Source organism: Pseudoalteromonas sp. CH_XMU1449-3, from assembly GCF_037027245.1.
Classification (GTDB): Bacteria; Pseudomonadota; Gammaproteobacteria; order Enterobacterales; family Alteromonadaceae; genus Pseudoalteromonas; species Pseudoalteromonas shioyasakiensis.
Window position 1 is genome coordinate 60,622 of the sequence record NZ_JAYMDY010000003.1, and the last position, 26,885, is coordinate 87,506.

Annotated in this window: 21 protein-coding genes; 12 read left to right on the forward strand and 9 right to left on the reverse strand. The window is 42.6% G+C overall.

Annotation, left to right across the window (positions count from 1 at the left end):
* Positions 1-275: 275 nt before the first annotated feature.
* The 5 genes from WA256_RS05185 to WA256_RS05205 are packed head-to-tail and all read left to right on the forward strand — an operon-like array spanning position 276 to position 5,376.
* A complete protein-coding gene (locus tag WA256_RS05185) occupies positions 276-2,084 on the forward strand; it encodes a glycoside hydrolase family 3 protein (protein WP_335989482.1) in 1,809 nt (602 codons plus the stop codon).
* Positions 2,085-2,132: 48 nt separating this feature from the next.
* A complete protein-coding gene (locus WA256_RS05190) occupies positions 2,133-2,930 on the forward strand; it encodes a putative hydro-lyase (protein ID WP_063528520.1) in 798 nt (265 codons plus the stop codon).
* Between the two features lie 6 nt (positions 2,931-2,936).
* Positions 2,937-3,668, forward strand: coding sequence for a 5-oxoprolinase subunit PxpA (locus WA256_RS05195; RefSeq protein ID WP_063527743.1), 732 nt, complete (start codon positions 2,937-2,939; stop codon positions 3,666-3,668).
* On the forward strand, positions 3,653-4,516 hold the full coding sequence (locus WA256_RS05200; RefSeq protein ID WP_335989485.1) for a glutamate cyclase domain-containing protein: 864 nt from the start codon (positions 3,653-3,655) through the stop codon (positions 4,514-4,516). The genes WA256_RS05195 and WA256_RS05200 overlap by 16 nt, the downstream gene beginning before the upstream one ends.
* Before the next feature lie 2 nt (positions 4,517-4,518).
* Positions 4,519-5,376, forward strand: coding sequence for an aminotransferase class IV (locus tag WA256_RS05205; RefSeq protein ID WP_062565426.1), 858 nt, complete (start codon positions 4,519-4,521; stop codon positions 5,374-5,376).
* A 56-nt stretch (positions 5,377-5,432) separates the two neighbouring features.
* Here WA256_RS05205 and WA256_RS05210 read toward each other — a convergent pair whose 3' ends face one another.
* The 3 genes from WA256_RS05210 to WA256_RS05220 form a co-directional block, all read right to left on the reverse strand.
* Complete coding sequence (locus WA256_RS05210) at positions 5,433-6,416, reverse strand: WD40 repeat domain-containing protein (protein ID WP_335989487.1); 984 nt, start codon at positions 6,414-6,416, stop codon at positions 5,433-5,435.
* Positions 6,417-6,824: 408 nt separating this feature from the next.
* Positions 6,825-7,139, reverse strand: a complete 315-nt coding sequence (locus tag WA256_RS05215; RefSeq protein ID WP_253048956.1) for a hypothetical protein — start codon at positions 7,137-7,139, stop codon at positions 6,825-6,827.
* A 270-nt stretch (positions 7,140-7,409) separates the two neighbouring features.
* Positions 7,410-7,787: a VOC family protein gene (locus tag WA256_RS05220; RefSeq protein WP_063528517.1), complete on the reverse strand. Its 378-nt coding sequence runs from the start codon at positions 7,785-7,787 to the stop codon at positions 7,410-7,412.
* A 162-nt stretch (positions 7,788-7,949) separates the two neighbouring features.
* Between WA256_RS05220 and WA256_RS05225 the strand changes: the two genes are divergently transcribed.
* Complete coding sequence (locus WA256_RS05225) at positions 7,950-9,971, forward strand: S9 family peptidase (RefSeq protein ID WP_253048961.1); 2,022 nt, start codon at positions 7,950-7,952, stop codon at positions 9,969-9,971.
* Positions 9,972-10,924: 953 nt separating this feature from the next.
* Here WA256_RS05225 and WA256_RS05230 read toward each other — a convergent pair.
* Positions 10,925-12,526: an isocitrate lyase gene (locus WA256_RS05230; RefSeq protein ID WP_335989494.1), complete on the reverse strand. Its 1,602-nt coding sequence runs from the start codon at positions 12,524-12,526 to the stop codon at positions 10,925-10,927.
* 230 nt (positions 12,527-12,756) lie between these two features.
* On the opposite strand from WA256_RS05230, the gene WA256_RS05235 reads away from it, so the two are divergent.
* Entirely contained in the window at positions 12,757-14,931 is a 2,175-nt protein-coding gene (locus tag WA256_RS05235; RefSeq protein ID WP_442961419.1) for a malate synthase G, read from the forward strand.
* A 361-nt stretch (positions 14,932-15,292) separates the two neighbouring features.
* Here WA256_RS05235 and WA256_RS05240 read toward each other — a convergent pair whose 3' ends face one another.
* The 4 genes from WA256_RS05240 to WA256_RS05255 form a co-directional block, all read right to left on the reverse strand.
* A complete protein-coding gene (locus WA256_RS05240) occupies positions 15,293-16,018 on the reverse strand; it encodes a YebC/PmpR family DNA-binding transcriptional regulator (RefSeq protein WP_335989497.1) in 726 nt (241 codons plus the stop codon).
* Positions 16,019-16,150: 132 nt separating this feature from the next.
* Positions 16,151-16,768 (reverse strand): HAD family hydrolase, encoded by a 618-nt coding sequence (locus WA256_RS05245; protein WP_055021253.1) that lies wholly within the window; start codon positions 16,766-16,768, stop codon positions 16,151-16,153.
* 124 nt (positions 16,769-16,892) lie between these two features.
* On the reverse strand, positions 16,893-17,396 hold the full coding sequence (locus WA256_RS05250; protein WP_335989501.1) for a DUF6702 family protein: 504 nt from the start codon (positions 17,394-17,396) through the stop codon (positions 16,893-16,895).
* Positions 17,396-19,834, reverse strand: coding sequence for a M1 family metallopeptidase (locus WA256_RS05255; protein ID WP_062565432.1), 2,439 nt, complete (start codon positions 19,832-19,834; stop codon positions 17,396-17,398). The genes WA256_RS05250 and WA256_RS05255 overlap by 1 nt, the downstream gene beginning before the upstream one ends.
* A gap of 271 nt (positions 19,835-20,105) precedes the next feature.
* On the opposite strand from WA256_RS05255, the gene WA256_RS05260 reads away from it, so the two are divergent.
* From WA256_RS05260 to WA256_RS05280, 5 genes are all read left to right on the forward strand, one after another.
* Positions 20,106-20,342: a hypothetical protein gene (locus WA256_RS05260; protein WP_054563150.1), complete on the forward strand. Its 237-nt coding sequence runs from the start codon at positions 20,106-20,108 to the stop codon at positions 20,340-20,342.
* Between the two features lie 134 nt (positions 20,343-20,476).
* Complete coding sequence (locus WA256_RS05265) at positions 20,477-20,713, forward strand: hypothetical protein (protein ID WP_054553375.1); 237 nt, start codon at positions 20,477-20,479, stop codon at positions 20,711-20,713.
* Between the two features lie 69 nt (positions 20,714-20,782).
* Complete coding sequence (locus WA256_RS05270) at positions 20,783-22,015, forward strand: exonuclease SbcCD subunit D C-terminal domain-containing protein (protein ID WP_335989506.1); 1,233 nt, start codon at positions 20,783-20,785, stop codon at positions 22,013-22,015.
* Positions 22,012-25,665, forward strand: a complete 3,654-nt coding sequence (locus tag WA256_RS05275) for an SbcC/MukB-like Walker B domain-containing protein (protein WP_335989508.1) — start codon at positions 22,012-22,014, stop codon at positions 25,663-25,665. Before WA256_RS05270 ends, WA256_RS05275 begins: the two co-directional genes overlap by 4 nt.
* Before the next feature lie 9 nt (positions 25,666-25,674).
* Positions 25,675-26,337: a class I SAM-dependent methyltransferase gene (locus tag WA256_RS05280; protein WP_063528147.1), complete on the forward strand. Its 663-nt coding sequence runs from the start codon at positions 25,675-25,677 to the stop codon at positions 26,335-26,337.
* Between the two features lie 211 nt (positions 26,338-26,548).
* Here WA256_RS05280 and WA256_RS05285 read toward each other — a convergent pair whose 3' ends face one another.
* Positions 26,549-26,851: a hypothetical protein gene (locus WA256_RS05285; protein ID WP_335989511.1), complete on the reverse strand. Its 303-nt coding sequence runs from the start codon at positions 26,849-26,851 to the stop codon at positions 26,549-26,551.
* Positions 26,852-26,885 lie beyond the last annotated feature (34 nt).

Below are 26,885 nucleotides of genomic sequence, written 5' to 3' on the forward strand. Positions count from 1 at the left end.
CCCATTAAATTGATAAATTATCAACTTGCCACGCTTTTCATCAGTATAAAGGTTTGGTTATCTAAGCCTATTAGCCCTATTTGGTGATCTAACTTAGCTTTTTGCAGTCGGACTCAAAAACCGCTAGGGTAGCAAAAAAATACTGTATTTATATTTAAAAACCCATTAACATCAAGAATAATTTATTCTAAAAACTAAATAAGCGTTTTGCTTTGGAGCTTGCTGTGTTAAATAAGTTTGCACTATCGTCACTGGTTATCGGATTAGGATGTTTCATGCCATTACAATCATCATTTGCTGAGTCTGCATTAACTTTAAAACAACAGTTAGGGCAAAAGCTCATGCTTGACCTACGTTATTACTGCGAGCAAGACCCAGGTGAGCAAAAATGCCGTAAACCGGTGACAGAGCTGCCGGCCGATTTGGCGAATATCATCACTAAACATAATATTGGTGGGGTGATTTTATTTGCAGAAAATATCGATACCGTGCCGCAAGTGATCAAACTTAATAATGACCTACAAAAAGCCGCTGCTAAGTCAGAGTTAGGCTTACCGCTGTTTATTTCGATAGACCAAGAAGGTGGCCGAGTTGCCCGAATTCCTCGTGATGTTGGTACGTCGTTTACCGGTAACATGTCGATTGGCGCCACCTATAAAGAACATGGTACCCACTTCGCAACTGAATCTGCACGCATAATTGCCGACGAGCTATTGGCACTGGGTGTTAATGTTAACTATGCACCCACGGTCGATGTAAACATGAACCCAGATAACCCAGTTATTAACGTGCGCTCTTACGGTGAAGATCCGCAATTGGTTGCAAAACTAGGTGGTGCCCAAGTGGCAGGGTTTGAAAACAACGGCGTTATTTCATCATTGAAGCACTTTCCGGGTCATGGTGATACCAATGTAGATAGCCACACAGGCCTGCCAAAAGTAATACATGATAAAGAAACCATTTGGCAGCAAGATCTCCCCCCTTTTAAAGAAATTATTAAAAACCAACAACCGGGTATGATCATGACTGCACATATTCAATACCCTGCCCTCGACGACAGCACGTTTGTCAGTAAAGAAGGCAAAACCATGATCAAACCTGCAACGATGTCGCGCAAAATCATCACCGACTTATTACGTGATGAACTTGGTTATCAAGGTGTAGTGATCACAGATGCCCTCGATATGGCGGGGATCAGCCACTTTTTTGAACCAATCGAAGCGGTAGTAAATACCTTTGCAGCGGGTGTTGATATTGCCCTGATGCCAATCGAAATCAGAAGCCCTAAAGACTTAGCAGTACTTGAAGCCCTGATTGAGCGATTAGAGCAAGAAGTACAACGTGGCACGTTAAATGCCAACGAAATGAGTGCTTCTGCAACACGTATTTTAAAACTTAAAGAAAAGTTTAAACTTACCTCTTCACTTGATGACGAAGCAGCCATCAAAAAAGCGCAGCTTCTACTGGGTGATCAAAGCCATAGAAAAGTAGAAGCCGAATTAGCATTGGCAGCTATCACCGAAGTGAAAAACGAGAAAAACACCCTACCGCTTAGCATTAAATCGGGCAGCAAAGTGCATATTATTATGCCAGACACCCGCAAATGCTATGCTCTGCAGCAGGCGTTAATTGATAACACCGATAAGCTAATTAGCTTTAGCTGTACGAGTTTGCAAGGTTATGAGCCGCTTGCAACATTAAAAGAAATTAACGAAGCCGACATTATCATTGCCGCAAATGCGTCACCAAAACAAAGTGCTGTTGAAGTCGGCGGGATGGATGATTTAGCTGATAACCCTGAGTTTGCAATTGCTAAAGCAGATCAATCAGCGGCATTAGAGTCATTGTTAAAACAAGCAAAATTAGCCCATAAAAAGACCGTATTTGTCAGCTTACGAGCCCCTTACGATATTGCCCAATTTGGAAAATTTGGCGATGCTGTACTTGCCACCTATGCTTACAATATAGATGTAGATACAGATGAAAAGATTGCTGGCCCTGCTTTTACAGCGCTGGCAAACGTTTTACTAGGGAAAGCCCCTGCTAAAGGGCAACTGCCGGTTACTATTAATGACCTGAACTGAGTGTTATTGTAGCAACAATGGGCAAGTGTTAATTTCAAGGAGAGTCACATGCAAAAAAATGCATCTTTAACCACTCCAGCGGCTATTCGTAAAATGGTACGCGAGGGTGACTACACTGGCAATACATCGGGCTTTGCACCGGGCTTTGTGCAAGCTAATTTAGTGATTTTACCTAAACAATACGCGTTTGATTTTTTGCAGTTTAGCCAAGCAAACCCGAAAGCTTGCCCAATCATTGCAACTAGCCGTATACCGGGCGTTACCGATATGCCAACTGTTGGTGAAGACATTGATATTCGTAGCGACTTACCCCGTTACCGCGTCTTTAAACAAGGCCAAATGGTTGAAGAGGTTACCGATATTACGAATCATTGGCGCGACGATTTAGTCACCTTTTTAATTGGTTGCTCGTTCTCATTTGAAGAAGCGCTTATTGCTGCGGGTCTTGAGATCAGAAACATCAGCGAACAAAAAAATGTGCCTATGTATGTGACCAATATGGCTTGCCAAAGTGCAGGGATTTTTCACGCCAATATGGTTGTAAGCATGCGCCCAATGAAACCTGCCGATGCCATTCGCGCGATCCAAATTTGCAGCCGTTTTCCAAGTGTACATGGTGCACCAGTGCATTTTGGCGACCCTGCAGCAATTGGCATTAAAGATATCAACAAACCTGAGTTTGGTGATGCGGTAACCATTAAAGAAGGCGAAGTACCAGTATTTTGGGCCTGTGGTGTTACTCCACAAGTTGCGATTGCCAACGCGGCTCCTGATTTTTGTATCACGCATAGCCCAGGGCACATGCTGATCACCGATATTCCAAATAGTAAAATGGCAGCGTTATAAATGACGATGAAACTAAACTGCGACCTTGGCGAAAGCTTTGGCATGTGGAAAATGGGCTTAGACGAGCAAGTTATGCCACATATTGATATGGCAAATATTGCTTGTGGCTTTCATGCTGGCGATGCCGATGTGATGGCAAACACCCTAGCCCTCGCCAAGCAACACAAAGTAATGGTTGGCGCACATCCAAGTTACCCAGATAAGCAAGGCTTTGGTCGCCGCTCAATGGCTATGAGCGAAAAAGAGCTGACCAATTGCCTGCATTATCAAATTGCTGCAATTGATGGTATGGCTGCAGTACATGGTTTAACGCTTGAATACGTTAAGCCACATGGCGCATTGTATAACGACATGATGAGTGACGAGCAAACGCTGAATATCGTTATGCGTGCAGTGGCAAGTTATGCAAAGCCATTAAAATTAATGATTTTAGCTACCAACCAAGCTGCCAAACACAAAGTACAAGCAAACGATCTTCAACTAGAACTCATTTTAGAAGCGTTTGCCGACCGTCAATACACAGACGAAGGTAAACTTGTTGCACGCTCTTTAGCCGGCAGTGTACACGACAAAGCGGCACTAATGGCGCAAGTTAAACAGTTAGTTGCACATGGCACAGTTACAACGCGAAGTGGTCAGCAGCTGGCACTTAATGCCAATAGCCTGTGTGTACATGGCGATAATGAAGCGGGTATTGCACTCATTCAAGAGATCAAAGCATTATGTCAGCAAGCTTAAGCGACGCAGCGCTCAGCCAACACATTGAAACCATGATGGTTGAACAAAACCCGCGTGGAATGCAGCATTTATACGCAAACCAACTAACGGGGACGTATTTACGCGCAGCAAAATACCTTCATCAAGCACAAGGTACTGTGTTGATAGGTACTGGCTTTGCGGTTAACAATACTTTCGAAACCGATGGTCCGGTTGGTGCAATTGCACTTTACAAGGTGCTCGAAAAGCTTGGTAAACAGCCTATTTTGGTTACTGGCAACCCCCTTTACAGTGCCCTAAAAAATGACTTTAACTGTTTTGAGCTGCCAATTAATAGCATTGATAATGCACACACTTTTAGCATTAAAGCCCTTGCGCAGCTAAAGCCTGATTGTGTTTTATCAATAGAACGCCCGGGGCTTAACGAACATCAGCGTTATTATAATATGCGCGGTATTGATATTTCGGAGCATTGCGGCTGCTTTGATTTTTTTGTGACAGAAGCACCTTGCCCCACCATAGCGATTGGTGATGGCGGTAACGAAATAGGCATGGGTAACCTTGCACAGCATATGCAAGCGCTAAACATCACACCTTGTTTAACAACCTGTGATGAGCTGTTACTTGCCGATGTATCTAACTGGGCAGCATACGGGCTCATTGCCTTTTTAAGTCGCTGGCATAACACTGATTTGCTGGCTGATATTGAGCCACTCAACATTTTGCATTACCTAAGTGAGCGCGGTAGTGTCGATGGCGTCACCCATAAAAATGAGCTCACCGAAGACGGCCTGCATGCAATGCATGGTCAACAATTAATAACTCGGCTTCGCCAACTTGGCGGCTTTACGACAGAGAATGAGGTTTAACAATGGGCACGGTATACCTAAACGGTGAATACCTTGGCGCTGATGAAGCAAAGATTTCACCCATGGATCGCGGCTTCTTATTTGGCGATGGCATCTATGAAGTGATCCCATCATACCAAGGCAAAATGCTTGGCTTTGGCGCACATATTGAGCGTATGAATAACGGTTTAAACGAACTTGAAATTAAGCTCGATTACAGTGCCGATACGTGGCGTAAAATCTGTAATGATTTATGCGAGAAAAACCAAGGTGATAATCTAGGGATTTATTTGCACGTTAGCCGCGGCGCCGACACTAAGCGTGCCCACGGTTACCCAACTAATATTACCCCGACCGTATTCGCGTTTGCTTTTGAAATTCCAGCAGAGCCACAAGGCGATATCGACAATGCAACAACTTACACTGTATCGCTTGAGCAAGACCGTCGCTGGCAACGCTGCCATATTAAATCAACGGCACTGCTTGGCAACGTGATCCATTACCAGCACGGTGCAGCAGCAGGTAACAAAGAAACCATTCTATTTAACCGCTTAGAAGAAATTACCGAAGCTAGTTCAAGTAACGTGTTTATTGTTAAAGATGGTGTGATCAGTACGCCACCACTTGATAACCAAATTTTACCGGGGATCACCCGCTGGTTAATCCTCAATATTCTTCACAGTTACAGTGACTTTAAAGTGCAAGAGCGCATTATTAGTAAAGATGAGTTACTTGATGCCGACGAAGTATGGATCACCAGCGCCACTAAAGAAGTTGGCCCAGTTGTAAAAGTAAATGGCAAGTTAGTTGGCGATGGTAAACCTGGTGCAGTTTGGCAACAAGTGCAAAGCTTGTTTACCAAGCATAAGTTTGATTACTAATTTCATCGCCATTTAAAACAAACGCCTACTTAAAGTAGGCGTTTTTGTTTTAGCTGTTATTTAGTGTTTATTTTATCAAATGGCCAAGCTTGCAATAGGCCATCACTGGTTTCTGAATATAGTTGCTTACCATCGTACGCCACACTCAGTACTGACGTACGTTGGCGCTGTTGTTTAGCTTCGTATTCAGCGATTAATTCACCATCTGCAACGCGATATAAACGCATCTTCATTTTTGGTGAGGCCGTTAATAGCCATTTATCTTGATTAATAAATTGCGATGCAGTGAATTCAATAAAGTTAGAGTATGAGGCCACTTCTGATAGCTCTTTTTGATTGGCTAAATCAAAAAATACACGATCATCAACCGAGTCAATTGCAAAGCCCAAGCTTGCTGTTTTATTTAAAGTAACGTGATTCACTCTAGTCGCTAAACGCTCTTCAAAGCGAGTGCTACCATCACTTGTTGACCAAAGCTTAACGTACTTGTCGCTTGAGCCGGTAAACGCCCACTGACCATCAGCCGATAACGCCACGCTATTAATATCTAAGCGATGAATATCAAAACGCTTAGTATCACCTGTGCGAGTATTTATTACCTCAGCCTTGCCGCTACGATAAGCGATAACCAAAGTATCGCCTACGGCTGAAATAGCGATGTCTCTAGCGATTTCTTGCCCGGTAAGCCAAGTACCAATACTACGCCCAGTGCGAGTATCGTATAAAGTCACCGATAATCTATTTGAAATGAAAAAACGAGATTTGTTAGCGCTAAAGCCCACAAGTTCAACATGTTCAGCGCCCTGCCCTGTTATACAATCGTATAAACGCGCTTTTAACTGATTATCCCAAACGCACACCTCAGATTGGGTTGCCACTAACGCGTGACTAGCATCCTCGGTTAGCGCCGTGGCACTTAGTAGCTCATTGCCATGGGCAAATTCACTACTAGCAGGGGCAGTAAACACCTCACCTCCACCACAGCCCACAAGGCTCAGTGCAAATGCACAAGAAAGAGGTTTAAGCAGTTTCGACGTCATGATCATTCTCAATTTTTATAATTATTTTTGTATTGGAGCAGTGTAATGAAAATAAGCGGAAGTTGGTAGGGGAACTAGCTGTCAGCTTTCAGCCGTCAGCCATCAGGTTGAGAGTCGAGATGCGAGGTGCGAGATGCGAGGTGCGAGGTGCGAGATGCGAGGTGCGATGTGCGAGATGCGAGGTGCGAGGTGCGATGTGCGAGGTGCGAGGTGCGAAATGCGAGGTACGAGATGTGAGGTAGGAGGTGCTTTAGCGCCGAACAACAGCTTCCTAATCACAGCTTAAGATAACCCCACTACTTTCTTGTAAACAAGAAATTTATTTCGCGCAACTTTTTGCGAATTGTAGGTCGTGCTTTAGCGCGTTTTCTAAAAAAGCTCGCTTTGCTTACCATGAGAGCTATTGTTTTAATTGGTACTTGAAACAGATTCACAATTAACAGCCGATTTTTTTGATGTTTTATCTAACTTCCGAGTCACTAAAAGCTCCTCGTTTTCAACGGTTAAACTTACATTCTTGTACCAATCATCAAAACTGGCTTTAGTTGCACTAGCTGGTAATTCAAATCCAAACGCAGAATCAATTTGCTCGAAGCTTGTTGGAGTTTCTTTCTTCAAACACCAGTATAAGCCACTCAAGGCACCAAAAAGATCGTCAGGTTCTTCTGCGTATACGGGATGCCAAACTAAGCAAGAGACAATGAGATACACTAATTTTTTCATAATTCTGCACATTTACTTTAAATGAATTGTTATCACTAGCATGTGTATAAAGCACCGGAGCTTGTCAATTTTGAGCATGCATACTTTACAAAGGTGTAAGAGTTCTACTGATAACTACCTGAAAAGCAGTGTAAATGAGCCATAATATTCTCAGCTGGTGAAACTTATTCTTTATTATCTAAAACCTCGGCTACATAAGCTAGGCCCTGTTTCCTAGAGCCTAGCGCCTGTTAACTTTACTCTTTCTAACTTTCCCCTTGCTAACTTTTTTTACCCATGCGTAAAACAAAACACATTTAGTTTATTACCGTCTAGGTCTCTAAAGTATCCCGCATAAAAGCCGGGCATTTCACGTGGGCCGGGGGCACCTTCGTCTGTGCCACCTAGTTCTATGGCCTTCTTATAAAAGGCATCTACTTGGGCTGGGGTGTCGACTGCCAGAGCAATCATAGTGCCGTTACCCACTGTGGCTTTTTCATCGTTATAAGGTTTGGTAACCGCAAAACCGGGCTTATCTTGGCCTGTGCTCCATGCGACAAAGCGGTCAGTTTCTAAAAAGCGCTCGGCGTTTAGAGTGGCGAACAATTCATCGTAATACTTTACTGCTTTAGCTAGGTTGTTAGTGCCTAACATGATGTAACCTATCATTGTGTGCTCCTTACGTTTAAAAGTGTCTGTACTCAACATAAAAGGGAAATGACCATCTGTCTATTGATTTCTCCATTCATCGCAATGGACTATATTTCTGATGGTTGTTACTTTATAACAGGTTAACACGCCCTAATTTCTGCTCACTAACAAGGAAATAAAATGAAGTTTAAAACGTCTTTAGCACTGCTTGCAGCAGCTAGCTTTTACAGCCATGCAGGAGCTAGCAATACCTTTCAACTTGAAAATGTTTTTGATCTTGAATACGCCAACCAAATAGAAATGACAAAAAATGGCGATACAATTTACTTTGTGCGTAATCGCATGGATATCAAAAGCGACCGTAAAGTCAGCAATATTTGGTCAGTAAACCCAGATGGTAAAACCATGCTACCGCTAACGTCTGGCGTGCATATGGACTACTCTCCGGTATTGTCGCCTGATGAAACTCGTTTAGCGTTTATTTCTACCCGAGACGGTAGCAGCCAAATCTATGTAAAATGGTTAAAAACCGGTAACGTAGCAAAAATTAGTAACCTAACGCAAAGCCCTGGCGGATTAACTTGGACGCCAGATGGCAAACAATTGGTGTTTAGCCAGTTTGTGCCAGCAAAATCAGCAAGCCCTGTGTCTTTACCGGGTAAGCCAGAAGGCGCTAAGTGGGCAGAGCCAGCTAAATATATTGACGATACCTATTACCGTGCCGATGGCGGTGGCTACTCTGAAAAAGGTTATCGTCACTTTTTTATCATCAGTGCAACGGGCGGCAATGCACGTCAATTAAGCTCTGGTGATTTTGATCATGGTGGTGCTATTAGCTTTAACGAAAAAGGCGATGCGTTTTATTTTTCGGCTAATCGTTATGAAGATAATGAATTACACCCAACTGAATCTGAAATCTATAAACTTAGCTTAGCGGATCGTTCAATTACCCAAATAACAGACCGTAAAGGCCCAGATTCACGCCCAAAAGTCTCGCCAAATGGTCGTTATCTGGCATACACAGGCTATGACGACAAAAAGACTAACTATGAAAACAGCGACATTTATTTACTTGATTTGAAATCAGGAAAAACCTCAGTACTCACTGCTGATTTAGACCGTAGTGTCGAAGATATAAAATGGGATGATAGCGGCAGAGGTCTTTATTTTAGCTACGATAGCGAAGGCAAAACACACCTAGCTTACCAGCCGCGTAGTGGTAAACATAAGGTGATTACCTCAGAGATTGGTAGTGTCGCCTTTGGTCGTCCGTATTCAGGTGGTGATTTTGATGTGAGCGAAGGTGGTGAAGTTGCATTCACACTCGCAGATACACAGCGCCCAGCTGATGTAGCATTAATTAAGCGTGGTAAAACCGCACGTTTAACGCAATTAAACGAAGATGCGCTGGGCGACAAAGAGCTGGCTAAGGTTGAAGAAATTTGGGTTAAATCAAGCCACGACGGTTTGGCTATTCAAGGTTGGATTGCCTACCCACCGGGCTTTGATAAAAACAAAAAGTACCCACTTGTACTAGAGATCCACGGCGGTCCTGTTGCAAACTACGGCCCTCACTTTAGCCCTGAAGTGCAATTATACGCAGCCAAAGGGAATGTTGTGCTGTATATGAACCCGCGCGGCAGTGACTCGTACGGCAAAGAATTTGCGCAAACAATTCATCATAACTACCCTAGTAATGACTTTGATGACTTAATGACAGGTGTTGATGCTGTCATCAATAAGGGCTTTATTGATGAGAGTAAGTTGTTTGTTACCGGCGGTTCAGGTGGCGGTGTTTTAACTGCATGGATTGTGGGTCATACAGACCGCTTTGCAGCAGCTGTTGTTGCTAAACCAGTTATCAATTGGATCAGCTTTGTACTAACTGCTGACTTCTACCCTTTCTTTGCTGACTATTGGTTCCCAGGTAAACCATGGGACAATATTGAGCATTATATGAAGCGCTCCCCAATTAGCTATGTGGGCAATGTAAAAACACCCACTATGCTGTTAACCGGCGAATCAGACTATCGCACCCCTATTTCTGAAACCGAGCAATTTTACCAAGCGTTAAAGCTGCAAGGTGTTGATACAGCGATGGTACGTATTCCTAATGCCTCACATGGTATTACCGCGCGTCCATCAAACCTGATGACCAAAGTAGCCTATATTCAATGGTGGTTTGATAAACATAGTAAGTAGTTGCGAGTTGCGAGTTGCGAGTTGCGAGTTGCGAGTTGCGAGTTGCGAGTTGCGAGTTGCGAGTTGCGAGTTGCGAGTTGCGAGTTGCGAGCAATAGTTTAGGTGCGGCTTTATGCCGCGCCATACACAAAACATAAAATAGTTTCACACTTACCTGTAGCAGCAGCTTTATGCCGCGTCATTTAATAAAACCATAACGCGGGGTAAACCCGCTGCTACTTTCTAACTTTACTCTTGCTAACTTTCCCCTTTCTAACTTTATTCTTGCTAACTTTTGAATCTCAATCTGATAGCTGACGGCTGAAAGCTGATAGCTCTCTTTTCCTGTAAACCCCCTTTACAGTCACAATGTGAGTAACTCCTTACATACATTTTTCAAATATCGGACATTAATCCAAAAGCAGTTAGTAAAAAATCGGTTTATAGCCAAAATCAGTAACTTGAGTTAGTAAAAAATCGGTTTGTGCCGCTAAAAACCTAGCTTCAGTTAGTAAAATTTTGGTTTGTGAGGATGTTGAGTTGGTAAAAAATCGGTTTATAGCTTGGGTGAGTTAATAAAAAATCGGTTTGTAAATCGCAAGATTTTACAAAACAGTATTAAATTGCCGTTTATATGACCTAATTTTGGCCATTCTAGAGGCTGTGCTCTGCCAATAAGCCCTAAATTAAGGCTCATGAGGCGGAGGTAGTTAAATCCTGATCTAAAATTCTTAAGCTGGTAAATGCGTGATCTGTATTTTTATAAGCTAGTAAATAGCTGATCCAAGACTTGGTTAAAGAGTGATCCGAGATGCGAGATGCGAGATGCGAGATGCGAGATGCGAGGTGCGAGGTTCGAGATGTGAGATGCGAGTCTGATGGCTGACGGCTGAAAGCTGATGGCTACAAATGAAAAAGGGCCCGAAGACCCCTAACAACATTATTGAATAGCTATAAAGGAAATTACAACTTGGTTAGAACTGGTTCATAGTATTTGCTTCACCACCGGCTTTAAGCGCATTTTCACCAGAGAAGTACTCTTTATGCGTATCACCAATGTTAGAACCTGCTAGGTCTTGGTGTTTCACTGATGCTTGCTCACGGCGGATTTCTTGACGTTGTACGTCGCGAACATACGCTAGCATACCAAGGTCGCCGAAATAGCCTTCTGATAGAATATCAGTGCTTAGCGCCGCTGTATGGTAAGTTGGTAGCGTGATTAGGTGGTGGAAGATACCCGCTTCACGTGCACCATCTTTTTGGAAGTTTTGTACAAGTACATCTGCTGCCGCTGCAAGCTCTGTGTCATCCATTTCTGGCGCCATTAATGCTTTATTGTCATCGATGCTTGGGTAAGCAGATAGGTCTTTACCTTGTTCTTGCCACTCAGCATATACTTGCTCACGGAATTTAAGTGTCCAGTTGAACGACGGTGAGTTGTTGTATACCAGCTTAGCATTTGGTACTTGCTCTTTAACGCGGTTTACAAGCTCAGCGATTTGTTTAACGTTTGGCTTTTCTGTTTCAATCCACAGTAAGTCTGCGCCTGATTGTAAGCTAGTTACACAATCAAGAACTACGCGGTCTTTCTCTGTGCCTTCACGGAACTGGTATAAACCATTATCTAAACGTGTTGGTTTGCAAAGCTGACCATTCAGCTTCATTGCTGTGTCGCCTTCATTTAAGTCATCTACACTGTTTACAGGTGTTGTTTCAAGGAACGACGTGTATTGGCTAGCAAGGTCGCCAGGTGTTTTAGATACAGGCACTTTTTGAGTAAGGCTTGCACCTAATGAGTCAGTACGAGCAACGATAATACCGTTATCAATACCAAGCTCTAAGAATGCGTAACGAACAGCGTTAATTTTTGCTAGGAAATCTTCATGCGGTACAGTTACTTTACCAGCTTGGTGACCACATTGTTTTGCGTCAGATACTTGGTTCTCGATTTGGATAGCACATGCCCCCGCTTCAATCATCTTTTTAGCCAGTAGGTAAGTTGCTTCTTCGTTACCGAAACCCGCATCGATGTCAGCAATAATTGGCACAACATGGCTTTCAAAGTTATCGATTTTATTTAGTACAGCTTGAACATCACCGCCGTTTGCTTTCGCTTCGTCTAGGTCTTTGTAAAGGTGGTCAAGTTCACGTGCATCAGCTTGCTTTAAGAAAGTGTAGATTTCTTCGATTAGCGCTGGAACAGATGTTTTTTCATGCATACTTTGGTCAGGTAATGGACCAAACTCAGAGCGAAGTGCCGCAACCATCCAGCCACTTAGGTATACATAGCTGCGTTTGGTTGTTTTGTTATGACGTTTAATTGCCATCATCATTTGCTGTGCAGTGAAACCATGCCAACAACCTAATGATTGTGTGTATTGGCTGTGGTCAGCATCGTAGGTTGCCATGTCTGCACGCATAATGTCTGCAGTGTATTGAGCAATGTCTAGACCCGTACGAAAACGGTTTTGTAAGCGCATACGGCTTGCGTATTCTGGGTTGATTGACTGCCACGTTTTGCCTTGTGTTTGACATAAAGTAGCTAGGTTATCGGTTTCGCGTTGATATGTTGTCATAATAAAAATCCTTCGAACGGGTTATCTATTTTTTGTTAGTGAGAGTGGCTAGTTGGCATTTGCTTCGTAGCGCTTAATTCAACATTAGGCGGATTTTTTGGATTTAGTAAATTTATAGTTGTTATTGCCACTATATTTTTAGTGAATGGTAAATAGCCTGCTTATTAGCCTTTTTTACGATATGGTTGAACCATGAATGATCAAATTAAGCTCGTTTAAAGGACATTATTATGACCACTCTCTCACTTAACGGTTTAAGCGTTGATCAACAACTTGCACAGTTTGTTGAACAGCAACTTTTACCTGGAACAGGCATTAGCACAGACACCTTTTGGCAAGGTTTTGCTGATATCGTCAATGAACTAACGCCAATCAATCGTGCACTTTTAGAAAAACGCGAACAACTTCAAGCTAAGATTGATGACTACCACAAGCAGCAGCCGGTATGGGATGCAACTAACTATCAAGCATTCCTTGAAGACATTGGCTACCTCGTTCCTGAACCCGCTAGCTTCAGCATAGAAACAGAGCAAGTAGAGCCTGAAATCGCAAGTACAGCTGGGCCGCAGCTTGTTGTGCCAGTAAGCAATGCACGCTTTGCCTTAAATGCAGCAAATGCTCGCTGGGGCTCTTTGTATGATGCGCTATACGGCACTGATGTGTTGAGTGAAGACGACGGCGCTGAGAAAGGCTCTACATACAACCCAGTACGTGGCTTTAAAGTAATGGCTTATGCCCGCCAGTTCCTCGATAAAGCATTGCCTTTAGCAAATGGCTCACACATCGAAAGCACCAGCTATTCGGTGGTAAATAATGAGCTTTTAATCACATTACGTGACAGTAGTCAGGTTCGTTTAGCAAATCCTGAACAACTTATTGGCTACCAAGGTGAAGCGCAAAACCCAAGCGCTATCTTATTGAAAAATAATGGCTTACATATAGAGCTGCAAATCGATCACCATAACCCAATAGGCCAAGCAGATAAAGCAGGCCTAAAAGATGTACTACTTGAAGCGGCCCTCACAACGATTATGGACTGTGAAGATTCCGTTGCTGCCGTTGATGCCGAAGACAAAGTAAATGTTTATCAAAACTGGCTTGGTTTAATGCAAGGAAACCTTGTAGAAGCATTTAACAAAGATGGCAAAACCATTGAGCGCCGTTTAGCACAAGACCGCCAATATCAAGGTGTAAATGGCGAAACAATCACGCTTAAAGGCCGTAGCATGATGTTTGTGCGTAACGTTGGCCATTTAATGACTAACCCAGCTATCCAAGATAGTGAAGGCAATGACGTGTTTGAAGGCATTATGGATGCCATTATCACCAGCACCGCAGCGCTTCATGATTTAAAAGGCACAGGCAGCCTTAAAAATTCAACGGCTAATAGCATTAACATTGTAAAACCAAAAATGCATGGCCCAGAAGAAGTGGCATTCACTAATACCCTATTTACCCGCGTTGAGCAGTTGCTAGGCTTGCCTGCAAACACCATTAAAATGGGTATTATGGATGAAGAACGCCGCACTTCAGCTAACTTAAAAGCCTGTATTTTCGAGGCTAAAAACCGTGTTGTATTCATCAATACCGGTTTCTTAGACCGTACTGGTGACGAAATTCATACTTCAATGCAAGCAGGTGTGGTATTGCCAAAAGGCGCAATTAAACTTGAGCCTTGGATCAGCGCATACGAAGATCGCAACGTTGATATTGGCTTAGCTACAGGTCTCAGTGGTAAAGCACAGATTGGTAAAGGTATGTGGCCAATGCCAGATAAAATGGCGTTAATGATGGAACAAAAAAGTGGTCACCCGAAAAGTGGTGCAAATACCGCGTGGGTGCCCTCTCCTACTGCTGCAACGCTGCATGCAATGCATTATCACGATATTGATGTATTTGCTTGTCAAAAAGCGCTTATGGACCGTAAAGAAGCAAGCCTTACCAGCTTACTCACTCCACCGCTTATGAAAGATGCCAGCAGCTTAAGCAAAGAAGATATTCAAGCCGAACTTGATAACAATGCACAGGGTATTTTAGGTTATGTTGTGCGTTGGATTGACCAAGGTATTGGCTGCTCAAAAGTACCAGACATCAACCATGTTGGCTTAATGGAAGACCGTGCCACACTGCGTATTTCAAGCCAACACATGGCCAACTGGCTGTATCATGGTGTTTGTTCTGAAGAGCAAATTAGAAAAACCATGGCACGCATGGCGAAAGTCGTTGATGGCCAAAATGAAGGTGATCCTGCTTACAAAAATATGGCTGATTCAGCCGAAACCTTAGCGCAAAGCGTTGCTTATCAAGCAGCGTTAGCCCTTGTTTTAGATGGAGTTAAACAACCTAGTGGATATACTGAACCATTATTGCATGCGTTCCGTATAAAATATAAGTCGTTAAATTAGCCACTACACAACTCTCCTTCGAGTTTCATGTGTCGTTCATAGCAGCCTAAGGGCTGCTTTTTTTTTGACTAATATCAACTGATACCAATCCGCAATAATACTTAATTATTTTGAGGGATTAAACCTGTCGCTACCTGCGTTAAAAATTTCTGATTTAGAACAACTAAATAACGAAATTTTTGCCTTGTTATCAACGAGGTTTTATTGCCTCAAAATAGACCACTAAATTAAGCGTATTGGTATAAACTCATAACGACAGTGAATACTCATCATTCACGGCATAATAAAAATCTATTAAAAAAGGGGCATTTGTTACCAAATGCCCCTTTTTACGTACTAATACGTACTAACTTTTTTAAAATTAGTTTTTGACAATCGCATTGTGATAAACGTTTTGCACGTCATCACAGTCATCAAGCATAGAAATAAACTTTTCAAAGTTTGCGATATCATCTGGCTCAGTGATGTCAGTATGAACTTGTGGAACAAACGTGATTTCGTCTACTTCAAAGTTAATACCTTCAAATGCTTCTTCAAGAGCAGTTTTTGCTTTGTAGTACTCTGTATGTGGAGCGAAAACTGACACTTTGCCATCTTCTACTTCTACATCCGTTACGTCTACATCAGCCATCATTAGCGCTTCAAGTACAACTTCGTCGTCATCACCTTCAAAGCCTAAAACAGCTAAGTGATCGAACATATGCGCTACACAACCCGGTGTGCCAATTTTTGAATCTGTTTTTGTAAACGGTAAACGTACATCTTTGATAGTACGGTTAGGGTTATCAGTTAAACAGTCTACAATTACCATACAGTTACCAGGGCCATAGCCTTCGTAACGTGCTGGAGAATAGTCTTCCCCTGCTCCGCCGGCTGCTTTTTTGATTGCATTATCGATTACGTGTGCTGGAACTTGGTCTTTTTTTGCACGCTCAATAATACGTTTTAGCGCTTGGTTAACTTCTGGATCTGGTTCGCCATTTTTAGCAACAACGTAGATTTCTTTACCGTACTTAGAATTTACTTTAGTTTTTGCATTGGCTGTTTTAGCCATGGCGTTTTTGCGGACTTCAAATGCTCTGCCCATCTTATGCCTCTATGAATACATTTGATAATTGCCGATATTTTAGCAACTCATGACGGCTTGGGCTAGTACTAGGACATTTAGAAAAATAAAAAACTAACAATAAATCTCAGGAAAAATTAAAAACAAGGCTATTTAACATAACACCTTATTTTCTTGGAATGAGTCAACCAAAGTAGGTAGTTCTGAAAAATGATGCATTACATAATCGGCCTGATTCGCATACTCGGGAATTTCATCCGGAGCGTACAAGCAAGCACGCATATTGGCATTATGCGCAGCCTGAATATCAAATAAGTAATCGCCAACATATAGTAACTCAGACTGATCAAGCTCCCATAGTGTAGCAATCGCATTCAAGGCACTTGGATCAGGCTTAGCTGGCGCATCAGAGCGAGTCAGCACAGTTTCTATTGGTAAGGGGTTATTCTTTAATTTAATAGCAGCTGCACGGTCGTAGTTACGAGTTACAATCGCCATCGGGATATTATTTTCTTTCAGCCTAGTAATTGCCTCAGCAACACCTGGCAATAAATGAGCGTGTTGTGCATCTATGAGTTCATGCTGATGAACTATGTTCATCGCCTCTTCACGCATGTAAGGCGAAGGTAATGATGCAATGTAAGCAAGTAAGTCATTCTCAACAGGACAGCCTACCTGCGCTTTGATAAGCGAAAAATCCAACTCTGATGAAACCAAAGTACCATCTAAGTCAAAGATTACACCACGGATATTGTTGTCATGGATAGTCATATAAATCCCTGTATATGAGAGTTGGGAAAATTTTGAAGCCCATTAATAAGATAGTTTACGAAATGGGTTAATTAAAGGATCAAAGGATTAAAAAAGGAACTTTTTTAATCCTTTTGGATTGGTATTACTCTGGATTGACCGACTCAAACCTAGCCTCAAGCCAGGTATCATCTTGGCTAAAGGTCAGTGTTTTTACCTTTCCTTTGCCTTCAATGTTTACCATATTTACTTGTGCTGGCCATAGGTCACGAAGTGCTCCGTTGCTCATACGAATACCATGAATTCCCTCTGGTATCGTGACTTCTTGATAAACCCAAAAGAATTTACCATCAACTTGCGCACCCACATCTTTAAGTTCAAGTGGTTTGCCACCTAAAGTTTGTAGAGCAATATGTGACTCAACATAATCAGCAAAACGCTTTTGATCTTCTTTATTACTTAATATATCAGCATTGCCGTCAAACAAATGTTCAACGGCGTGTTCTGTATCATGTAAATAAAAACGATGCATCAGCTCTATGTTGTTAGTCCGTTTGTTAAATAACACGGTAGTCACAGACGCTTTTAACTGGTGCGCCATAGTTGGCGCACTCAGTAATAAAGCAAAAATAATGGCTGCAAAGCGCATTATTGTTGCTCCTCAGCATCTTTTTCGTCGTCTTTTTTCAGCTCAGTTTTAATATCTTGCATGATATCGCGGCTAACTTTCGCTTTACTCTTCTCACGTTTGTACACTTCGATACGCGATGGAATAATACGACGCGGGTAGTTGTTGTTTTCTACATCAACATCCGCTGTTTCCCAGCGTGGATCGACTGTAACAGACACTAGGTTTTTACCTTTTTCTGTAACAATTAGCTTTTGTACATGCTTGTGGTTACGACGCCAGATTTCAGCCGGAATGTACTGCTCTTCTTTCGTACCATCTTCATAAGTAAGCTCAAGTAAGATAGGCATGACTAAGCCACCTAAGTTTGAGAACTCAAGTACGTAGTAGTTTTTATCTTCTTTGATTGCACGCTCAAACGTTTTACGTTCCCAAGGCTCTAAACCTTTAAGGAATTTGTTATACGCGTTACGCTCTTTGTTAGTTACTGTGAAGCGGTCGTTTTCGTCGTAGAAGTCAGTTACGTCTGGGTTTTCTTCAACCCACAGTTTTTTGCCTTCTTCTTTATTACGTTTTACGAATAACGGCATTGGCTTGTCAGCTTCGATATCACGTAAACGATTAAAGTCGATATCAGGGTTTTTGGTATCTAAACGAAGTTGGTAAACCTTGTCTAACGAGATATCAACGTGATCTGTGGTGTAGAACCAACCACGCCAGAACCAATCAAGGTCAACACCTGATGCTTCTTCCATAGTGCGGAAGAAATCAGCTGGAGTAGGGCGCTTGTACTTCCAACGCTGTGCATATTCTTTAAATGCAAAATCGAATAACTCACGGCCAAGGATCACTTCACGTAAAATGTTAAGTGCAGCAGCAGGCTTAGTATAAGCATTAGGGCCTAAACGTAATACGCTGTCTGACTGAGTCATAACAGGCACTTGGTTTTCAGACTTCATGTATGCAACAACATCGCGAGGCTCAACACCCCAAGGAATTGTGTGGTCCCATTCACGACCAGCAACACCATCTAAGAAGCTGTTAAGACCTTCATCCATCCACGTCCATTGACGTTCATCAGAGTTAACCACCATAGGGAAGTAAATGTGACCTACTTCGTGGATAACAACGCCGATTAAGAAACGCTTTTCTGCTTGTGAGTAAGTACGTGTACCGTCGTCTTGTAGGTCAGTACGCGGGCCATTGAAGGTGATCATTGGATATTCCATACCACCTACAGGACCATTTACAGACTGAGCCACAGGGTAAGGGTAGTCAAACGAGAAGCGTGAATACACTTCCATTGTATGAACAACAGCTTCAGTAGAGTACTTCTTCCAAAGGTCGCCACCTTCTTTCGGGTAGAAAGACATTGCCATTACTAACGGCTGATCTTTACCGCCTTGATGATAGCCTTTTGCGTCCCACATAAACTTACGTGAAGAAGCCCACGCAAAGTCACGTACGTTTTCAGCTTTAAAGTGCCATGTTTTAGTTTTGTTTGTTCCTTCTTTCTCGTTTTCTAACGCTTCTTCTTCAGTCACGATGAAAACAGGGCGCTTAGCATCTTCAGCTTGTTCAAGACGCTTACGCTGTGTGCTAGTCAGAACGCTGCTTGGGTTATCAAGCTTACCTGTTGCCGATACGATGTGATCAGCAGGTACTGTAATTTCTACATCGTAGTCACCAAACTCAAGCGTAAACTCACCGCTTCCTAAGAAAGCTTTGTTAGTCCAGGCTTCATAGTCAGTGTATGCAGCAAGACGAGGGAACCACTGCGCTAATAAGAAGATATCGTTACCATCTTCTTCAAAGTGTTCATAACCTGAACGCGCGCCAACGGCGTCTTCTTCAACAATGTTAAAGGCGAAGTCCATGCTGAACTCAACGTCTTTACCCGGTTTAAGCGGCTCGTTTAAGTCGATACGCATTAAGGTATCTACTACAGTAACTTTAAGCTCTTTTCCGTCTTCGTCTTTAACATTGGCGATTTGATAACCCAGCTCGTTGTCGGCCATGAATTGCTGACGACGTAACTGACCTAAGCTCAATTTAGTTGATTTTGGCTGAGGGTCACCTTGCAATGTTTTACCATTGAAAGTAGATGTCATTTCAGCAATTGAGTCAGATTTAAAGATATTTTGGTCTAGTTGTAACCAAAGGTACTTTAACGTGTGCGGCGAGTTATTTTTGTATTCGATAGTTTGGCTTGCTGTTAAGCGGCGTTTCTTTTCATCAAGCTTTACATCGATGTCGTAGTTTACTTGCTGTTGCCAGTAATTTTCAGCGGGTTCACCGGCTGCACTACGGTATACGTTTGGAGTTGGAAGTGCTTCATCTAGCTGACGGAACTTGTCAACGAATGAGCCTTTAGTTTGCTCAACAGATGACGCCATCACAGCTGAAGATACTGCTAAAGGCAATACCAAAGCACTCAATTTGAGAACTGCTTTTTTCATTGTTAATCCTGTAATTAATTTGCCAGCGTACCATCGCAAACTGCTAACAAAGTTGCAATAAAATAACGATAAAGTGCGGGATTTTTCGGGTAGTATTCGATGTTTTATTGAAGACCTATTTTTCACAAAAAAATTACCTTGATTAACACCTTGTAAACCCCCTTTACAAAACACTGGTTAATTTTAGTTCAGCACTAATTCATCCCAAAGTATTACAGTTGATTAGTAGATACTCTGCTTAAATTCTAGTTAATAATGAAAGGGTGATTAGATGAAGTTTTATATTGTAAAAAAAGACTCTCGTTTAGCAGCCATTCCTGCTCAAGAATCAATTCTAAACGAGTACAAAGAACGCGGATTTGAATTTGTCGAAGTGATTGCAGCTTGTGATGAGTCAGATGCATTATCTCGCACGAACCCGAGTGTAAATGGGTCTAAAAAGTGGCTAATTTACCCGACTGCACTGGTAATTTTATCCTTAATTGCCATTATTTTTGCAATAAATTAAATTTTGCGACATTTGCTATTGAAATTTACTGCCATTTGTATTTAAAATCGCCCACTTTTTTGATTTTGGGGTCTGCGAAGCATGCATTTTAAACCCCAAAATGTTTGGTAATCAGCATAGAATTCGGTGAGCGTATGGATTTCTATATCCTAAAAAAACAACAAGAACTAATTGCAATTCCAGCGGACGAACAAAATTGTAAGCAGTACCTAGATTCAGGGTATTTTTATATCGACAAAGTAGCGGCATGTAATGAAACAAATGCCCTTAAGATTTTACAAGCTAAGCAAACCAAAGCGCTTAAAGTACCTATGATAATGGCATTGTTAGCATTGCCTATGGTGGTTTTTGCTTGGTATAGCTTAAGTTAACAAACCAGGCTGGGCATCTTGGCTCAGCTTAGGTATATTGACGCTCTTAATAAATAATAAGAGCGTTTAATGAAAGTCCTTCATACATCTGATTGGCATTTAGGCCAACAATTCTACGAGCATTCCCGATTCGATGAGCATCAAGCATTTCTAGCTTGGTTAACCGATACGCTTGTGTCAGAACAGATCGACTTACTACTGGTTGCGGGTGACATTTATCATACGGCAACGCCACCTGCCAGCGCAGAAAACCAACTCTACCAATTTATTAAAACCACTAAGCAGCATTGTCCTGACTTACACATAGTGATTATTGCTGGCAACCATGATTCAGCAAATCGTATTATGGCGGCAAAACCTTTATTAGCTCAGTTTGATACCCATGTTGTTGGCCGCTTTGATAGCAATGCTCCTCATGAGGTTGTACTGCCAATCATCACAAAAAACGGCGATGCGAATGTTGTTGCCATGCCATTTTTACGTAGTAGTGATTTAAGCAGCTATAACCGCCAACAAGAGCAACCGTTAAGTTACAACCAAGCAGTTGCCCTTGCCTACAAAGATGCATTACAAGCAGCAAGCGAATTACCAAACGCGCCATTAATTGCTATGGGCCACCTGCATGCAAAAGGTGGAGACATCTCATCTGATTCTGAACGTAACTTAGTGATTGGTGGTGAAGATTCGATATCGGCAAGCATATTTACTGATCAACCTGATTATGTTGCACTAGGGCATCTTCATAAAGCTCAGACAGTCGCGAAAAAAGAAACTATTCGCTACAGTGGCACGCCTATGCCGATGTCATTTTCTGAAAGACGCTATCAGCATCAAGTTGTGCTAGTCGAGCTTAGTGACTCAGGTACATCTGTAAACCCCCTTTACATTCCTAGCTTTTGTAAAGTCATGTTGCTACCAGAAAAAGACTGCGTACCACTGAACGAACTCTGTGAGCTTATAAAACAGCTCGATTTAACAGATGAAGATTTAGCGCCATACCTGCGGGTTAAATTGAGCGCCCATGACATTGACACCACTTTTAGAGAACAAATAGAACAAGCCCTAGAAGGTAAGCAGGTTAAGTTTTGTGGCATTGAAAGAGTACGTCAGCAAAGCAACCAGCAAGACGATGAACAAACTCTATTTGAAGATGTCTCGCAAATTGAAGCGCTAAACCCACATTCACTTTTAGAGCAAGCATTTGCAAACAATAAAGATATGGCAGGGCAGGTGGTGCCAAAAGAACTAGAAGGCTTACTAAGCCAAGTGATCGATGAGTTGAATGCAGAGGACCTACTATGAAAATTTTAGCGATTCGTGTTCACCAACTAGCCTCTATCTTAGACGCCGAAGTCGACTTTAGCGCTTCGCCTTTAAAAGAAGCAGGGTTGTTTGCCATCACCGGTGATACTGGCGCGGGTAAAAGCACATTACTCGATGCCATTTGCTTAGCGCTTTATAACAAAACCGCAAGATTACGCGGCGATACAGGCAATAAAATTGAGTTTAACGGCGACAATATCAAACTCAATGACTCGCGAAACTTATTACGCCGCGGGGCAGGGCAGGGCTATGCTGAGGTCGACTTTATTGGCCAAGATAAACTACAGTACCGAGCAAGGTTAAGCTTTAGCCGAGCGCGTAATAAAGCCGATGGCAAGTTACAACCTGCACAACATAGCCTGCACTCTTTACCTGATGAAACCCTCATCGCTGATAGGAGTGCTGCAAGTAAAGAAATCGAGCGTATTATCGGTTTAAGCTTTGAACAGTTCTCACGCGCTGTGCTGCTTGCTCAACATGAATTTGCAGCATTTTTAAAAGCAACCGGGGATGAGCGTGCGCAACTACTTGAATGCTTAACAGGCACCGATAAATTTAGCCGTATTGGTCAGCGAATTTTTGAACGCCATCGTGAACAGCTTCAAGCATTAGAGCAGTTAAAGTTAAGTTTAAGTAACTATCAGGTTTTAAGCCCTGAAGAGGTCGAAACGAAACAAACAGAACAAAAAGCGCTTGAGGCTAAACTTGCTGAATTACAAAAGCAAATAAAACAATTTGAACAGTACCAAGGGTGGTACAAGCAAGCGTCTCAGCAGCAACAACAGCTAAACCAAGCTGAGCAAGCAAAGCAAGAATTACAGCAACAAATGCACGCGCTTGCTGAAAAAGCGACTGAAGCGAAACAAGCCCAGCAATGCCTAGAAATAAAAGATAACCGCGAGCGCGTTACTTCGATTGCTTCTCAACATGGGCAACTAATTAAAAACCGTGAGCAGCTTTTAAATGTTGATCATAAAACACTGATCAAAGACGCTGAGCAAACGCTTGAAAAGCAAACCGCACAACTAAACCAAGCAAAGCAAGCACAAAAAGACGCGCAACCTATTATTAGCCAGGCCCGAGAGTTAGATAAGCAACTTGCTGTATTAAACCAGCAAACAGCGGCGCAAAAAGTACAAGCAGAGAAAGCTAAGCACCATCATCAAGAGCTGACTAATACACTAAATAGCCATAAAGCAGAGCAGCAAAAACAGCTCGATCAACAAGCACAAATAAATAGCTATTTAGAAACACATGCACAATGGCAACCATTAGCAAAAGACTGGTCATTCTTTAAAAGTGAGTTAAGCCGCTTTAGCCAGCAACAACGCACAATTAGCCAATCACAGCAAAACGTAAAAGCTCTTCAACCAAAAATTGATGAGCAGCAAGCAGCCGCGCAGCAGTGTAAAACTCAATACCAAGCCCTTGAGCAAGAAATTAAGCGCTTAGTTGATCAAGATACCGCCTTTAAATCGAGTTTAAACACCCAATCAATGGCAGATATTGATGCGGGGCTTGAAGCGATTAAGCACCTAATTGAAAAGCGCCAAGTGTGGCAAACTAATCATCAGCAGTTAAAAAATTGGCAAACCCAGCTAAACACATTAAGCCAAACTGAGCAGCAACTACAAACAGCATTAAAAGATGCGCAGCAAGGTGCAGAGCAAGCACAGCAGCAGGTTTCGCTTTGTGAGCAAAACTTACAGCAAGTGCAGTTAAGAGCCAGTGAAGGGGTTAGCCAGTTACGCGCCACTTTAAAGGCAGGGGAGCCGTGTGCAGTATGTGGCTCAAAAGAGCACCCCTTTATGCATGAAGAAATGGTTAACGAGCAATTTAGTCAACTTATTAACGACTTTACCAACCAGTTAACTAACGCCAAACAGCACTTAAAAGCTCAGCAAGCATTACAGCAAGCTAAAAGTAATGAGCTGGCGGCATGCAGCCAACAGATAAGCTCGTTAACTGGGCAAATCTCGGAACTGAGCGCTCATCAACAGAGCCTCAAAGAAACCATGGCGGCTAATCGTACTGAGCTAAATGATTTAACCGAAGATCAGTTAAACGAGCGTCAGCAACAGCTAAGCTTGCAAAAACAGCAGTACTACAAAACCCTTGAACAGCAACAGCAGCTGCAAAACACGCTTTCGGCTAAGCAAGCTGAGTATAATCAGCAAGGGCAAGCGCTTCATAGCAAAGAGCAGCAGTTAAACGAATTACAGCAACAGCTGAATAATCAGCAAACACGTTTAAACGAGCTCAATGATGAGTATCAGCAGCTTTATACGACACTGAATCAACAGTTCACTAGTGCACCTTGGTGGCAGGCACTCAATACACAAAGCATTTCTTTAGAGAACATTGCAGAGCACGTAGAGGCTTATCAAGTTTCGCTGCAAACGGCAGATGAGCTTAAAACTAGCTTAAAAGCCATCGAGCAGCACCTTGCACATGTAACGCCGCAGCTAAACGAAGCACATACCTCCTTAACTCAGTGCAACGAGCAACTTAGCCAAACTCAAAACGAACTCACGCAGATAAAATCAAAGCGCGAGGGCTTATTTAGTAACGCGGCGATATCGGTAGATGAGTTTATAGCAGAGCTTGAAAAGGCGATAGATTCAGCGCAGCAGGCACTGCAACTTGCCCAGACTAACCATAGTAATGCGGTGAAGGCGCGTGACGAACAAGCCATTCAAATCGCCAATATTGACGAGCGTGAAAAAGAGCTCACCGCTGAGCAAGCAGCGCTTAATGAGCGCTTTAGTCTGTGGTTTAACGATTTTAAAGCGCAGCACCCAAGCTTGGATGAGCAAGCCGTTAGTCAGTTATTAACAATAAGCCCCGCTGAAATCAAACAAACTCTGGCAGATTACCACACCGCCGAGAGTAGCTTAAAAGACGCTGAGGCTCTTTTAAAACAACGACAACAAGCGCTGGCTCAGCATCAAAATGATAAGCCAGCTCTCGGTGAAGATGAGCTGCAATTACAGCTTAGTCAAGCCACAGAGCAACAAGTACAAGCGAATAATGCACTATTGCAAGTTGCGACTGAGCTTAAAACCCATCAACAAAATAGCGAAGCGCTGGCTGATAAACAAAAGCTATTAGTTGAACAGCAAAAAAGCTATGAGCACTGGCATTTACTCAATAAGGTGCTCGGGGATGCCAGCGGTAAAACCATGCGTAATTTAGCGCAAACGCAAACTTTAAAAATACTGCTACATTATGCGAATAGTCACTTACAGACACTAAATAAACGCTACAAATTAACAGCCATAGGGCAAACGCTCGATATCGCTATTATCGATAAAGACATGGCCGATGAGCAGCGCTCTGTTAATACATTATCTGGCGGTGAGTCATTTTTAGTGTCGTTAGCACTGGCATTAGGGCTTGCTTCGTTGTCGTCAAATAAAGTACAGATAAACTCTTTGTTTATCGACGAAGGGTTTGGTACGTTGGACAGTGAAACGTTAAGCATCGCGATGGATGCTCTTGATTCTCTGCAAGCACAAGGCCGCAAAGTCGGGGTTATTTCTCACGTATCAGAAATGACCGAACGCGTTGCCACGCAAGTGCATGTAGCGAAAAAACCAGGTGGTTATTCGACCATCTCAGTTATTTAAAGGATTAGCATGCCAACTTTTAATCACGAAGAAGCAAATCACTACGACGAACGCATTTTGCGCCTAGTTCCAGGTTATGAGCTATTACATCAAGCAACCGCAGCCCAATTAGCAACCACGCTGAACGATGATGCGTGCATTTTAGTGGTTGGTGCCGGAACTGGTAAAGAAATCATCGAATTAGCGGCGCTAAAACCAAGCTGGCAATTTATTGCTCAAGATATTTCACAAGACATGCTCGATATTGCCGAGCAACAGTTTGGCCAGCATAACATCAGCGACCGCGTGACAGTACACTGCGGTGATATCAACGACATCGACACTCAATGTGACGCCGCACTGTGTTTACTGGTAATGCACTTTGTTGAAGATAATGGCGATAAAAAAGCGCTGTTAAAAGCGATTCACAGCAAACTTAAAAAATCGAGCAACTTATACATTGCCGATTTAATGCGCCCAGAAACCGCTTTTGAGCGCGAATCTCAACTACAGCTCTGTACGCAGTTTGGTTTGACCGAAGTCGGCGTAGAACGCATGCGCCACAACCTAGAGCACGAGTTTTACCCATTAGACCGCATTCGTTTTGCAGAGTTAATGAATGAAACCCGCTACAGCACCCCAAAACAGTATTTTAAAGTGCTTGGTTTTGCTGGGTATGTGGTTGGGAGTTAGGGGTAACTAGAGCTGTCAGCTCGTAGGTTGGGTAGAGCGCAGCGAAACCCAACAAGTTAGCGAGTTTCAAGGGGAAAGAGTAAAGCTACAACACGTAGGCGTGAAATTTATTTCGCGCGATGTGTTGTAGGTTGGGTAGAGCACAGCGAAACCCAACTAGTTAGCGAGCTACGAGGGCAAAGAGTAAAGCTACAACACGTAAGCGTGAAATTTATTTCGCGCGATTTATGTTATTTAACTCTTTTAACTTGCTGATTTTACAGCTTAATAGTGTAGCAACTAATACCGCTATAATTTGAAATGGAATGAGAAAAAAGCCGCCTACGAAGTAGGCTTGGATAAAGTGCTCGCTGGATAGTCCTGTCAAGATAAAATAACCCATGAAAACAACATTTAGAAGCAATAGCACTAGAGCTTTTGAATTGGGGAATTTGCCTTTAAACAACAAGGCTATATTGATCACAAATATCAATGGAGTCGTTAAGTAAGTCAATACAAGTACTTCAGTTCCCATTTCCTGTTACCTAACTCCCAACTAAGAAGCAAAA